The sequence below is a fragment of the Gammaproteobacteria bacterium genome, from assembly GCA_021647245.1.
In the GTDB taxonomy this organism is placed as follows: Bacteria; Pseudomonadota; Gammaproteobacteria; order RBG-16-57-12; family RBG-16-57-12; genus JAFLJP01.
In genome coordinates, this window is the sequence record JAKIVC010000017.1 from 16,459 (window position 1) to 29,655 (window position 13,197).

The 13,197-nt window shown below is 48.8% G+C and carries 13 protein-coding genes; 9 read left to right on the plus strand and 4 right to left on the minus strand.

The genetic code is table 11. The annotated features are described in order from the left end of the window. Nucleotides 1-23: 23 nt before the first annotated feature. The gene (locus tag L3J94_06285) at nucleotides 24-479 is read right to left on the minus strand and encodes a sigma D regulator (GenBank protein MCF6218357.1); all 456 of its coding nucleotides are present in this window, start codon (nucleotides 477-479) and stop codon (nucleotides 24-26) included. A 171-nt stretch (nucleotides 480-650) separates the two neighbouring features. Here L3J94_06285 and L3J94_06290 point away from each other — a divergent pair, with 171 nt between their 5' ends. The 4 genes from L3J94_06290 (at nucleotide 651) to L3J94_06305 (ending at nucleotide 5,135) form a co-directional block, all read left to right on the plus strand. Continuing rightward, nucleotides 651-1,178: a chemotaxis protein CheX gene (locus tag L3J94_06290; protein ID MCF6218358.1), complete on the plus strand. Its 528-nt coding sequence runs from the start codon at nucleotides 651-653 to the stop codon at nucleotides 1,176-1,178. Nucleotides 1,179-1,308: 130 nt separating this feature from the next. Further along, the gene (locus L3J94_06295) at nucleotides 1,309-2,271 is read left to right on the plus strand and encodes a hypothetical protein (GenBank protein MCF6218359.1); all 963 of its coding nucleotides are present in this window, start codon (nucleotides 1,309-1,311) and stop codon (nucleotides 2,269-2,271) included. A gap of 403 nt (nucleotides 2,272-2,674) precedes the next feature. Further along, nucleotides 2,675-3,643, plus strand: coding sequence for a cytochrome c3 family protein (locus L3J94_06300; GenBank protein MCF6218360.1), 969 nt, complete (start codon nucleotides 2,675-2,677; stop codon nucleotides 3,641-3,643). Between the two features lie 208 nt (nucleotides 3,644-3,851). After that, complete coding sequence (locus tag L3J94_06305) at nucleotides 3,852-5,135, plus strand: YncE family protein (GenBank protein ID MCF6218361.1); 1,284 nt, start codon at nucleotides 3,852-3,854, stop codon at nucleotides 5,133-5,135. Nucleotides 5,136-5,519: 384 nt separating this feature from the next. Here the strand turns inward: L3J94_06305 and L3J94_06310 are convergent, their stop codons facing one another. The 3 genes from L3J94_06310 to lexA form a co-directional block, all read right to left on the minus strand. After that, a complete protein-coding gene (locus L3J94_06310; GenBank protein MCF6218362.1) occupies nucleotides 5,520-5,933 on the minus strand; it encodes an RNA-binding S4 domain-containing protein in 414 nt (137 codons plus the stop codon). 326 nt (nucleotides 5,934-6,259) lie between these two features. Beyond that, entirely contained in the window at nucleotides 6,260-6,745 is a 486-nt protein-coding gene (locus L3J94_06315; protein ID MCF6218363.1) for a hypothetical protein, read from the minus strand. Nucleotide 6,746: 1 nt separating this feature from the next. Continuing rightward, entirely contained in the window at nucleotides 6,747-7,358 is a 612-nt protein-coding gene (gene lexA, locus L3J94_06320; GenBank protein ID MCF6218364.1) for a transcriptional repressor LexA, read from the minus strand. Between the two features lie 161 nt (nucleotides 7,359-7,519). Here lexA and pseB point away from each other — a divergent pair, with 161 nt between their 5' ends. The 5 genes from pseB to L3J94_06345 are packed head-to-tail and all read left to right on the plus strand — an operon-like array spanning nucleotide 7,520 to nucleotide 13,195. After that, complete coding sequence (pseB, locus tag L3J94_06325) at nucleotides 7,520-8,518, plus strand: UDP-N-acetylglucosamine 4,6-dehydratase (inverting) (protein ID MCF6218365.1); 999 nt, start codon at nucleotides 7,520-7,522, stop codon at nucleotides 8,516-8,518. After that, nucleotides 8,515-9,666 (plus strand): UDP-4-amino-4,6-dideoxy-N-acetyl-beta-L-altrosamine transaminase, encoded by a 1,152-nt coding sequence (pseC, locus tag L3J94_06330; GenBank protein ID MCF6218366.1) that lies wholly within the window; start codon nucleotides 8,515-8,517, stop codon nucleotides 9,664-9,666. The genes pseB and pseC overlap by 4 nt, the downstream gene beginning before the upstream one ends. Then, nucleotides 9,666-10,676 (plus strand): glycoside hydrolase, encoded by a 1,011-nt coding sequence (locus tag L3J94_06335; protein MCF6218367.1) that lies wholly within the window; start codon nucleotides 9,666-9,668, stop codon nucleotides 10,674-10,676. The genes pseC and L3J94_06335 overlap by 1 nt, the downstream gene beginning before the upstream one ends. Then, nucleotides 10,673-12,181: a B12-binding domain-containing radical SAM protein gene (locus L3J94_06340; GenBank protein ID MCF6218368.1), complete on the plus strand. Its 1,509-nt coding sequence runs from the start codon at nucleotides 10,673-10,675 to the stop codon at nucleotides 12,179-12,181. The genes L3J94_06335 and L3J94_06340 overlap by 4 nt, the downstream gene beginning before the upstream one ends. A gap of 15 nt (nucleotides 12,182-12,196) precedes the next feature. Further along, nucleotides 12,197-13,195, plus strand: coding sequence for a kinase (locus tag L3J94_06345; GenBank protein MCF6218369.1), 999 nt, complete (start codon nucleotides 12,197-12,199; stop codon nucleotides 13,193-13,195). Nucleotides 13,196-13,197: the final 2 nt, after the last annotated feature.

Here is a 13,197-nt window from a genome sequence, read left to right on the forward strand (position 1 = left end):
ATGCGCTGGTTGCTGGTGGCTTGTTATTTTCGGTCAGAGCGCAGCGCTGCAATCAGGCTATCTTCATTTTCAATGCGATCAGCCAGAACCTCGCCGATATAAGAGAGGTCTTTCTCCAGCATACCGAGCGACTCCTCACAGTGAGCCTGGTTATCATACTTATCGTTAAACGCAATGATAATGCCGGTAGTTTCAGATATTTTCGGGTAGATCTCATTAGCAACACTTAACACCCCGGAGCGCCGTTCTTTTCCCTCAGAAATAAAGCGATAGAGGCTAAAATGAGCATCGGCGGTATAATCTACCAGTGCCTGACAGAAATCCTGAATGGCGGTAATGGTCTCAGCATCTTTCTCAAAAGGGCGTGCCGCACCCAGCATGCTATATTGCGCTAACATTTCGGTGCGTAGCGTCATTAATTCATCGATAAGATGGAAGGACTGCCCACGGCGCTCTGTGTTATCAGTTTGAATTGTCATAGTCTATTTAGTTACCTTCTACGGTGCTCAGCAGGAAAATATCGTGCCATTCTACGGACTAAACTGCAATGTGTGAAGTGTTTCACAATGTGAGTGTAAAAAATAGCGCCGAATGCGGTATGTTTTATGCCGGCAACAACGCCTTAAGCGGTGGTTATATGTTACTATTGCGTGGCAAGCAAAATCTTTGATCTGCGAGAGTCGATTATGAATCAAGAGTATTTACAGGCAGTTAAGCAGGCGCTTCCCGATATATTGGCCTCCATGGGCGGTATCAAGGCAACGGCCGGAGACTCCCGCGAAAAACAGGGTAACAAGATACTGATTAACGACGCGATTACCGCGGTCATCTCCCTCAATAGCGAGGAGATACATTTTTCAGTAGCGTTGATCTTTCCGAAGGCGGTAATTATCTCCATTACACAGCGCATGTTGCAGGGGATGGAAATTGATGCAGAAAATCCGATCATTGCAGACCTGGCAGGCGAAATAGCCAATATGGTGGTGGGTGCCGCTAAAAACAGCTTGGATGAAGGGGGCAGTGAGCTGTCACTCTCTCTCCCGGTGGTGGTGGTTGGCCACGATTATCACATTGAGCACAAAACCGGCAGCACGGTGTGGATCGTCCCTTTTGAAAGTGATTTGGGCGAAATGTATATCGAAGCGAGCTACAGTGCCAGCCCAATGGCAGCCGTATAGCGCAAGCTCTAATTCAGCATAAAAAATGTTGATGATTTTTGGCTAAGCTTTTGTTATCCTAGTTTAAAATTCACTGGGCCGATGACAAGCTAGCCCAATCACGAAATGCTTTAGTCTTGAGGGAATAATAATGAAAAGAGTAAGCTGGTTGGCTTTAGCTGTTATTGCGCAGGGGGCGGTTTCTGTCGGTTATGCAGATGGGTGGGATCCTGATACGAGAGCGAATAATTTAGTTGCTGAGGGTATTAAGGGAACACGTCATAATATGACAATGAGTTATATGGAAGATGACTTCCCTCAGTATGTGGCAACGATGGATATCTATCGTAATAATTACGGAGAGGTCTGCGTCTATTGCCACACGCCGCACGGGGCTAACACTTCAACAGGTGTGGGTATGCCGCTGTGGAATAGGACAGTTGATGTTAATTTGGAGTTTGTACCATATAATATACCGACTACACTGGGGCTCGGTGGTGAGCAGACAGTCACGGCTCCTGGTCCTGCATCATTAACCTGTCTCTCCTGTCATGATGGCGCGACTGCCATCGATTCTATTATCAATATGCCGGGCTCTGGTAACTATATGGCAACTCAAGAGGCAACAGTAAATGCTGGGTTTCTGGCGGGGTGGTCTGCGACCACTTTCATGAATCAGAGTTTGGCTGAATGTGCGAGTCAGTGCCATAACGATGGTCAGCTACCACCGGATTTCCAAAACTTTGTTATTGGCGCGGGTACCAGTGAGCTAGATGGATCGCATGTTCCCCAGACGGGGAATGTAGTTGATTTGCGAGATGATCACCCGGTTGGCGTATTGTACCCCACTGCACTTACCAGCCAGGCGTGGGTTGATTTCAGGGAAGTGGACGTTGAAATTCCAGGCCGTTACGCCTTCTTCGATAATGGTAATCGCCGGGCAGATAAAAATGAAATTCGTGTTTATGACTCAGGGGAAGGTTTTGAGGTGGAGTGCGCCTCCTGCCACGACCCGCATGGCGTACCCGATGCGACTAATATCAACTTTATTCCAAGTTTCCTGCGCGTAGCGAATAATGATAGTAATCTCTGTTTGACTTGTCACATTAAATAGGCTGCTGTTTTATTGTTGTTTCAGCAAAAGACCTGACATTACATTGTCAGGTTTTTTTTTGAATAAAATTGTAGGGTTGTGTAGGGTTGAATATCCGTAAGTATTGCCGATTTCTTACTGTATGAACTACTTAAAAGTGAATTTGGCTATATAATCGGTAGATAGAAAGTATGTGCTGCATGAAGTGAACGAACAGATATTGAGTGAGATTTGCTAGATTAACGAAACTGAATGACGAGCTATTTGCAAGTTTCAACTCCAATGTCTTACCGATATGCCGATACTGTTACATGTATTGCTCGGCCTGATAGTTTTTTAGTAAATATCTGTTGCCGTAGCCTATCTGGCGTGGCTAGTTTAGTATCTATTCTATTTGAGGTGAGTTGGTCTTGAGGGATAAACAATGAAAATCGTGGCTTGGTTGGTTTTGATAGTTGTTGCGCCGGGTGTTATTTCTATTGGCCATGCAGATGGTTGGGATCCTGATACGAGAGCGAATAATTTAGTTGCTGAGGGTATTAAGGGAACACGTCATAATATGACAATGAGTTATATGGAAGATGACTTCCCTCAGTTTGTGGTAACGATGGATATCTATCGCAATAATTACGGGGAGGTCTGCGTCTATTGCCACACGCCGCATGGCGCTAATACCTCGTCAGGTGGTCTGCGTATGCCGCTGTGGAATAGAACGGTTAACCCAAGTTTGACGTATCAACCGTATGATATGCCAACTACACTAGGGTTTGCTGGTGAGCAAAATGTCACACACCCTGGCCCCGCTTCGCTGACCTGCCTCTCCTGTCATGATGGCGTGACTGCAGTCGACTCTATTATTAATATGCCGGGTTCGGGGCCAGATAGGTATATGGAGTCTCAAGAGACATCAGTCAATACTGGTTTTTTGGGCGGATGGTCTACAAGCACTTACGTGCATTACAGCTTGGGCGCTTGTGCGTATCAGTGCCATAATGAGGGTATGCCAGCGGATTTCAGTAACTTTGTTACTGGTGCGGGTCCCAGTGGAGTGGGCGAGCCATATCTAATGCAAACGGTGAGTTCGGTTGATTTAAGGGATGACCACCCTATTGGCGTGCTGTACCCAACGGCACTTACCAATCAGGCCTGGGTTGGTTTTAGGGTCATAAACGCTGAAGTACCCGGGCGCTACGCCTTTTTCGATGATGGTAATGGCAGGGCAGATAAAGATGAAATCCGTCTTTATGACTCGGGAGAGGGTTTTGAAGTGGAGTGTGCCTCCTGCCATGACCCGCACGGCGTTCCTGATGCGGCTAATGTTGAATTTATCCCCAGTTTCTTGCGAGTAAGTAATGAGGCTAGTGCGCTCTGTCTGACGTGCCATATTAAGTAGGTTTTGCTGGTTGTTATTTTGATTTAAGCCCTGATTTATCAGGGCTTTTTTTTTGGGGTTGAATGGCATCTACCCTAGGGGGTAAGATCAATGCATCACTCTCTGATAGCCTTATTCAATGGCGCGGAGTGGCATTACCTCTGAGTCATGAGGATGCTGCGAGTGAGTGGGTATTGTTTTCTGATAGGCGTGCTAAAAGGAGATAAAAATGAAAAAAATAATGGAAGTGGGTAGCGGTAAATGTTTTCGAAATTTAAGGGGTATTGTCATAGCGGGGGCTTTGGCGTTAGTTATATCCCCCTCTTTTGCCGCACCGTTTATTTACGTGGGCGACGCTTTTGGAGATATGTACCATGTTATTGATACGGCGACGAATGCTGAAACAGCAAGAATATCGACGGGTGACTATAAGAGAGCTGTTGTACACCCTTCGGGGGAGCGCCTCTATGTACCAATAAGCCCCGGCGGAATGCGGGCGGGTTTACTTGAGGTGTATGACACTAATGATAACTCTCTGCTGGAGACGATTACTGTCGGCGCGTCGCCTAGCACAGTGGCCATACATTCCAGTGGGGACTTTGTTTATGTTGGGGCTAGGTCCGAGCAGCCTGGTGACGCCACCAGCCCTGGGATCATCTCAGTTGTAGATACAAGCACCAACACCATATCTGCAACAATAGATCTTGCTCAAACTACGAGAATTACCGATCCAATTTTGGTAGCACACCCAACGGAGGATATTTTATATGTGGGTATACGCAGCCGCCAAGCGAATAAAGTAATCGCATATAATACAAATACGCTCCAGCCTATTGGAACAATTAATGTGGGTGCCATACCCATGCGTGGTATCTTCGGTGGTTTTGTCGTACATCCCTCAGCCCCCTATCTTTACGCTCTTATTGGGTGGTCTGTTCAAGTTTATGATACGACAACCAATGCCCTTGTTGATTCTATTTCACTCAATAATCATGGGTTACTCATCGTAATTCATCCGAATGGAAACACCCTTTATGTGGGAACAATGTACGGTGGCTCGGTATCTGTTGTTGACATCAATACGAATACAGTGGCGAGTGTTATTTCGGGGCCTGATTTTTCAGATAGCATGCCTATTTTGGCTGATATGGCCATACACCCTAGTGGTGATTCTCTATATGGGGTTGGGTATTCGGTGTCTGGTATTGAAGGTTTTGCCTCGGTTATCGATACTGCCAGCAATCAGGTAACGGAGGTCTTTAGCATTGCGACCAATGAAGGCAGCCCCAGGGGCTTGCCCTTGTCTATAACGATTGGTCCTCTGCTAGGAGACCCTGTCGGTGGCTCGCTAATGGGGCTATCCACGGTGTCGGTGACCTGTGTTAATGCTACTTCCGGGCAGTCTGTGTTGATTGGTTTGGGGAGTGATAAAACATGGGATTGTGAGTCGAGTGGCTTGCAGGTGAATAGTGGAGATTCTATCGAAATGGTGGTGTCTGGTAGTGCCGATTAACGGCTGATGCAATGAGAGTATAGTGAGGCATTGCCTTGCTATACTTTTAAGTTGAAGAGTGGTGGTGTGTTTACTTGTTCAGTTTTTATAATCAAAACCTCCAAAAAGTATAATATCCGCATTGATTACCAGAAAATTAAAAAAAACTTCCTGGTCGCACTTGTGCACACAATTCTTGCTACATCCAAAGCTTTCCACCACACTTTTTTCGAAAAAACGGTCACTACCGAATGGGTAGCGTCTACTGCTGGGTGATGTGGCATCTCTATGGGTAGTAATTAAAATAATTTTTCGTGACATGCTTAAAGCTTAATACGCATCAGGTGCTAGTGTAGCCTATTGGCTTAATATGTGTGGCTAAAGAGTTTGGGTGGAAAGCAGGCGTCACTGCCCGCTGTTTTTAGTGGTAAATTGAATAATCTGGCGGCGCTTTCGCTTGGATGGCCGCCCTTTCCCCTCATGGCTGATTGTCGAGGCTCGCTCTATTTTTAACTGTTCAGCTAATTGCTGGCGTTTTACCGAACTCTCTTCTGTTTCGTTGTAGAGCAGGGTGGCGACTTTAGCCGGCCCTCGCTTATCCGATAGCTCAATCACATCTACGATTATTTTATAGGGGCCTTTGCTGATAGTGACCTGTTCGCCGCTTTTTAATGAACGGGAGGGCTTGCAGCGTTGGTTGCTAATGGCGATTTTTCCACCGTTAATCGCCTCTGTGGCCAGTGCGCGGGTTTTATAGAAACGCGCTGCCCACAACCACTTATCGATGCGTACTTTTTCTGCTATTTTATTTTCAGTCATTTTTTCGATCACCTAAGTCCGATAGCCTCCTGATATGTATTAACTCGCAACTCATTATTCCAGAAGTCTTTTTTTATGTAATAATGATTGTCTAATATCATCGGACTTTATGTATTTACTCGCCAACAATCCATATTATGGATAATTAAGCTGGTGGCGAGTTAATACATAAAGTCTAGATGCAGGCGCAAGCGGTGGCCCGTTGTTTCTGTTTTCGCCATCTAAAGATGGCTCCTACTCTGCGTTTTATAGTCTATAAATACACGATACCCATGTAGGTGCAAGCTTTAGCTTGCGGTGAATCGCTGGTAGTCCATCTCTTTGGTTTAAAAAAAGCTGAGCTGCCCTTGCTGTTCAGATCGGTTGTCGGTTTCCATTTTGTCACTCTCTTTGAGCAGGATACCGATAGTTTTTCCTCTGTGGGCAGCTATTTTAAGCTGTTGCAGCTCTTGTGCGTTATGTTGTTTTGATCTTGCGATGACGGCGCTACAGCGGCCGGTTGAGAGGGCTTTGCCTAATATTTTGAGATGATTCTCTTGCTCTCTGAGGTGCACATGAAGTAGGCGGTGGGTTGAGGCCGATAGCTCTTGAAGTTTGATGTTGTCGGAGCGAAGTGAGGCACCTACCCAGGCTATCCAGCGGTCATGTGGGGTAATGACGGTTAATCTCGATAGTATTAAATCCAGTTGTTCGCTGCTGTTGTGGGGGGTGATTATTTCAATAATTCCTCCCTGTAGCACAATGTCACTCGGGATTAATGGGTTGTTTGAGTCAAGTGTAGAGGGTTGTGTATGGAGTGTTTGAATATTCATTTTAGAGTGCTCCGCTGCGAATGATGCCAACACCTAGCCCTTCAATTTCAAAGTTTTGATGACGTAAGTCGACTTCAATCGGGGCGAAGTCGGGGTTTTCGGCAATCAACGTGACCAGGTGTTCATTTTGATGAAAACGCTTTACCGTCACTTCATCTTCTATGCGGGCGACCACAATGTCGCCGTTTTTAGCCTGCTTGGTGGCGTGTACTGCGAGCAGGTCATCATCGAGTATGCCGATATCCTTCATGCTCATGCCGCGCACTTTCAGCAGATAGCTGGCGGGGGGGTGAAAGAGCTCTGCTTCGACGCTGATATACTCTTCTATATGCTGTTCGGCGAGTAATGGGCTGCCTGCGGCAACGCGCCCCACTACCGGTAGCCCTTTTGGTTTGCTGGAACGGCCAATGATTTTTATGCCTCTGGAGGTGCCCGCCGTCATTTTGATGGCCCCTTTTTTGGCCAGCGCCCGCAGGTGTTGTTCGGCGGCATTGGCCGATTTAAAGCCCAGTGCCTTGGCAATTTCGCTGCGAGTTGGTGGCATTCCGGTGTTGTTGATGTGCTGGCGAATCAGTTTAAGGACATCTTTTTGTCGCGGGGTTAGATTTTCCATGGCTCTCACGTATATGTATGAATGAACATGCATGTAAGTATATACATGTTTGGTTGCTGTGCAACTGTATTTCTTCTCCCTCTGCTGAGTTAACGCGGTTTGAATCGGTGGGTGCTTGATGATATGTTGCTTGGCATAAGAAAAACTGACCAGGGGACAGTGTGCTTGATAATAAATCGTTACTAATAACCGGGGGTACTGGCTCGTTTGGCAAGATGTTTATCCGCATGTTGCTGGATAAGTACCAGCCGCGGCGTGTGGTCGTCTACTCCCGTGATGAGCTTAAGCAGTCGGAGATGCAACGGGAGTTTGATCAGCCCTGTATGCGTTACTTTATTGGTGATGTGCGTGATCGGGACCGTCTGGAGCAGGCGATGCGCGGCATCGAGCTGGTTATACATGCTGCGGCGCTCAAACAGGTGCCTGCGGCTGAATATAACCCGATGGAGTGTGTGAAAACCAATATCTATGGCGCTGAGAATGTAATTAAGGCGGCGCTGCATACGGGTGTTGAGAAGGTGATCGCGCTCTCAACGGATAAAGCAGTCAACCCGGCCAATCTCTATGGGGCGACCAAGCTCGCCTCAGATAAGCTTTTTGTGGCGGCGAATAATATGGTGGGCTCTCTGCCGACCCGCTTTAGCGTGGTGCGCTATGGTAATGTTGTTTGCTCTCGAGGCTCGGTGGTTCCCCATTTTCAGCGCTTGTTGCAGGAGGGGTGTGATGCGCTGCCGATTACTGATGAGCGCATGACCCGCTTTTGGATCACCCTTCCTGAGGCGGCAGATTTTGTGATGATGAGCTTTAAACGCATGCTGGGTGGCGAAATTTTTGTGCCTAAAATCCCTTCGGTTCGTATATTGGATCTGGCCCAATCGATTGCCCCCGATTTTCCAACCAAAGTGATTGGCATTCGTCCGGGTGAAAAATTGCATGAGGTGATGTGCCCGGTGGATGATTCGCACCTGACACTGGAGTTTAAGGATCACTTTTTAATTAAACCGGCGATACGCTTTTATAACCGCTCGATGGATTATGCCCATAATGAGATGGGTGAGGTTGGGGTGCCGGTGGTTGAGGGGTTTGAGTATAACTCTGCATTGAATGGGCGCTTTTTAACCGTTGCTGAGTTGATTGAGCTGAATAAGCCGCTGTCATGATTCCCTACGCTAAACAATCGATAGATGAGCGTGATATTGAGGCGGTGTGTGAGGTGCTGCGCAGCGACTATTTGACCACTGGGCCGATGGTTTCTCTGTTTGAAAATGCGATTGCGCGCAGGGTGGCAATGCCCCATGCGGTGGCACTCAGTAGTGGAACGGCGGCGCTGCATGCGGCACTGGTTGCTATCGGTATCGGGCCGGGTGATGAGGTTATCGTTCCCCCTATCACCTTTGTAGCCACGGCTAATGCGGTGCTCTATTGCGGTGCGACACCCGTTTTTGCAGATGTGTCACCCGATACCCTGCTGCTCGACCCACAAAAAGTTCAGCAGAAAATAACGGCGGCTACCCGGGCTGTTATTGCTGTCGATTACGCGGGGCAACCCGCAGATTACCCGGCTTTGAGGGTCATTGCCGATCGGCATGATCTGGTTCTACTGGCAGATGCCTGCCACAGCCTGGGTGCTGAATTAAACGAAACTCCCGTGGGGGCACTGGCCGATCTCTCCATTTTTAGCTTTCACCCGGTAAAACCGATCACTGCCGGTGAAGGGGGGATGGTGATGACCCATAACCCGCTTTATGCTGAGCGAATGGTGCGCTTTCGTAACCACGGCATCGATAAAGACCATAATCAGCGAGCAGCGCTGGAGAGCTGGGAGTATGAGATGGTCGAGCTGGGCTACAACTACCGCTTGACGGATATTCAATCGGCACTGGGGCTAAGCCAGTTAAAGCGTTTGGATGAGTTTACTCGGAGAAGAGCGGAGATTGCGCGTCGTTATTTTGATGGTTTCTCGGAGTGTAGCGGTTTCTCTCCACTGGCGGTTCGTGGTGGGGTGAAACACGCTTATCACCTGTTTGTTATCAAGCTGCATGATGTTTTTGATCAGCAACACCGGCTGGCGCTCTACAAAAGATTGAGATCGGTGGGGATTGGGGTGAATGTTCATTATCGCCCCGTTTACTGTAACCGCTATTACCGCGCATATATTGAGTCAGAAAGCGTGCTCTGCCCGGTCGCTGAACAGAGCTACCAACGCATACTCTCTCTGCCGATCTACCCTTCTATGGTGGATGCCGATATTCAATTTGTTATTGAGCAGCTATCGATGGCGGCGGATGAGATATTAACGGTGGATTAATGCTCAAGGTACTCAAGCGGTTTCCCCTTATTCCGAAAAAACCTGGGTTTTATTACTCCTTTCCTACATTGGCAGTCGTGGCGGGTGAGCTGTTTATGGCGGTACGGGTTGCCACGGTTGATGAGGATGAACCCCACGGTCGCGCCGGGGTGGTTTCACTCTATAAGACCACGGCAGAAAGTTTAGAGCAGTGGCCGTCGGTAAGGCTTGATTCTGTTACGGGTGAGCGTTGGGAGATCGATGCGATTCTCTCGGCTGTGGATGATGAGCTCTACCTTCAATCCCGCCACTACCGGCAAGATTTTTATAATAAGGTTTTTTTCAGCCGGCTATCTCAAGGTGAAACGCCACCAAGTTTGCGTGAAGTCGATAGGCGTGCCCTGTCGTCGCTGCAACCCTGTTTGTCGGCATCGTATGGGCACCTTGTCCGCGCAGCTGATGGCGCACTTCTGTTGCCCGCTTATGGTGGCTTGAGTAAGAGCGGCATCACCTCACCGCTGCTTTTTCACTCTTATAATGGGGGTGTAGATTGGCAGCTGCGTGCGGTGTTGGCCGATTCTGATCTCCTCGAAAAGTATTTAAATGAATATTCTATGCTCAATTTGGGTGGCAAACGGTGGCTGGCATTGATGCGAGATAACCACAAACCGTCAATTTTGTGGCAGCTCTACTCAGAAGATGATGGCTTTAGCTGGAGCGAATTAACCGATAGTGGCTTGCGGGGGCACGCACCGATGCTCTGCGCGGTGGCGGGTGGCGTGGTTGCAATCTATCGTGAGTTGTCGCCATCGACACACGGCATCGGTTTTGCTTATAGAGTTGAGGGCAGTGATCAGTGGGTCAATGCAGCAATCAGTCGTGACTACTCTGGGGCTCTTTATAATGGTGGTTATGGTGATGTGGTTGCGCTGGCGGGTAATCGTCTGTTTGCGGCCTATTATGTGGCCGATGGAGACCAATCCCCCTGGATTGAAGGGGCTGTTTTGTCGTGGGGTGGAGAAGGCGTATGAAAATCTGTAATCAAGCTGAGTCTGAACCTCGCCAGGTGGTGGATGTCCTCTTTATTAATTCAGGGTCAAGAGCCTCACTCTATCAAGGGCTGGGGGCAAACCTCTCGGCGGTAGAGCCACCCATCTTAGCGGCCCACTTTGCAGGCTATGTGCGTGGCAAAGGGTTAACCACCGATATTATTGATGCACCGGTCTTTAATCTGGGTATTGATGAGGTGGTGGCGCTGGTTGAACGGCAGTATCAGGCAACGCTGATTGTGATTCCGGTGTATGGTTTCCAACCCTCTGCATCGACGCAAAATATGACGATTGTGGGTGAGTTGTGCCGTGCTCTCAAAGCGCGCACGATGACAACGCCGATACTGCTGACCGGCACTCACCCCGCAGCACTGCCCCGCTTGACGATGGAGCAAGAGGCGGTGGAGTTTGTCTGTGACCAGGAGGGGCCGCAAACGATCTACGCTCTCCATGCTCAACTCGCTGGAGACGTGGCCGATTACAGCGCTGTTCCTAACTTATGGTACCGGGAAGGTGATGAAATTCTCTGTACCGAATCGGGCCCTTTAATGGTGGATCTGGATAGCGAGATGCCAATGCCCGCCTGGGATCTGTTGCCGATGTCGGCGTACCGTGCCCACAACTGGCACTGTTTTGATCATATTGATAAACGGCAACCCTACGCCTCTCTTTATACCTCATTAGGCTGTCCCTATAAATGCTCTTTCTGTTGCATCAACGCCCCTTTTGGCAAGCCCGCCTACCGTATGTGGTCACCGGAAACGGTGGTCAGGCAAATTGATGTTTTAGTGAACGAGTATGGGATTAAAAATATAAAAATCTCGGATGAGATGTTTGTACTCAATGCCCGGCATGTTCTCGAAATTTGTGATCGGCTGATTGAGCGGGGCTACGACCTCAATATTTGGGCCTATGCTCGGGTAGATACTGTTAAAGATGAGTATCTGGATAAACTCTTCAGAGCGGGTTTTCGCTGGCTAGCGCTGGGGATAGAGTCGGCCAGTAAGCAGGTGCGCGATGGTGTGGAGAAGGGGCGTTTTGGTGATGTGGATATTATCGACACCGTGCGCCGGATTCAGCAAGCGGGTATTCATGTTATCGGCAACTACATCTTTGGCCTGCCGAACGATACCGAACAGAGTATGCAACAAACCTTGGTGCTGGCGCTGGAGGCGCGATGTGAATTTGCCAATTTTTACAGTGCTATGGCCTATCCTGGCTCGCCACTTTACAGGCAGGCAAAAGCACACGGCCCGGCACTGCCGGAAAGCTGGGTTGGCTACTCACAGCACAGTTATGACTGCCTGCCGCTGGCAACCCAAACACTGAGTGCTGCGCAAGTGCTGCGTTTTAGAGATGAAGCCTTTCAGCGTTACTATTCGGATGAGGGCTACCTCGCCCAGCTAGGAGAAAAATTTGGCCCAGAGGTGTGTTCGCATATTAAAGAGATGGCGGCGGTGCCGCTTAAACGAAAAATTTACAGATAGCGATTTGGCTGAATAATGATTATAAGCAAAACACCTTTCAGGATCTCATTTTTTGGTGGCGGCACCGATTATCCCGACTGGTATCACCAGTATGGTGGGAGTGTTCTGGCAGCGGGGATTGATAAATATTGCTATATCAGTTGTCGCTATTTGCCGCCCTTTTTTGATCATAAATATCGAATTGTCTATTCGAATATCGAGAATGTAAAAGAGATCTCTGAAATTCAACACCCGGCGGTGCGTGCCGTGCTCGGCTATCAACAGTGTTACAAGGGGCTGGAGATACACCATGATGGTGATCTACCTGCACGCTCCGGGCTGGGTTCCAGCTCCAGTTTTACCGTGGGGCTGCTGCATGCTGTTTCGGCGTTGAAAGGGCAACACATTTCGCAGGAAGAGCTGGCGCGTCAGGCGATCCATGTGGAGCAGCAGCTTATCGGTGAGCATGTGGGTTCGCAGGACCAAATCACCGCTGCGCTGGGCGGTTTTAATCGTATTCGTTTTTTTCAGGATGGCCACTTTAGTGCAGAGCCGGTGATACTGAGTAGCCAGCGCCGGGATGAGCTGCAAGATCACCTCATGCTCTTCTTTACCGGCTTGCAACGTAACGCTCCCGATATTGCCAAATCCAAAATTGATAATCTGCACAAACGCGTGGACGAGCTTAAGGCGATGGGTGCGATGGTGGATGAGGCGCTGGCTATCCTGACAAATGACCCGGGTGATATCGGTGAATTTGGCAAGCTGCTGGATCAGAGTTGGCAGCTCAAACGCCAGCTCTCCCACAAAGTGAGTAACCCGATGATCGATGAACTCTATCACACGGCAAAACAGGCCGGGGCGCTGGGGGGCAAATTGTTGGGTGCCGGTGGTGGTGGCTTCTTGTTGCTGTTTGTACGGCCTGAGTTACAAAGCAGGGTGCGTGAGGCGTTGCAGCAGCTGATTTATGTGCCGGTTCGCTTTGATAGTAGTGGCTCTAAAATCGTCCTCTATCAACCCAATGGGTTGGGTTAGAA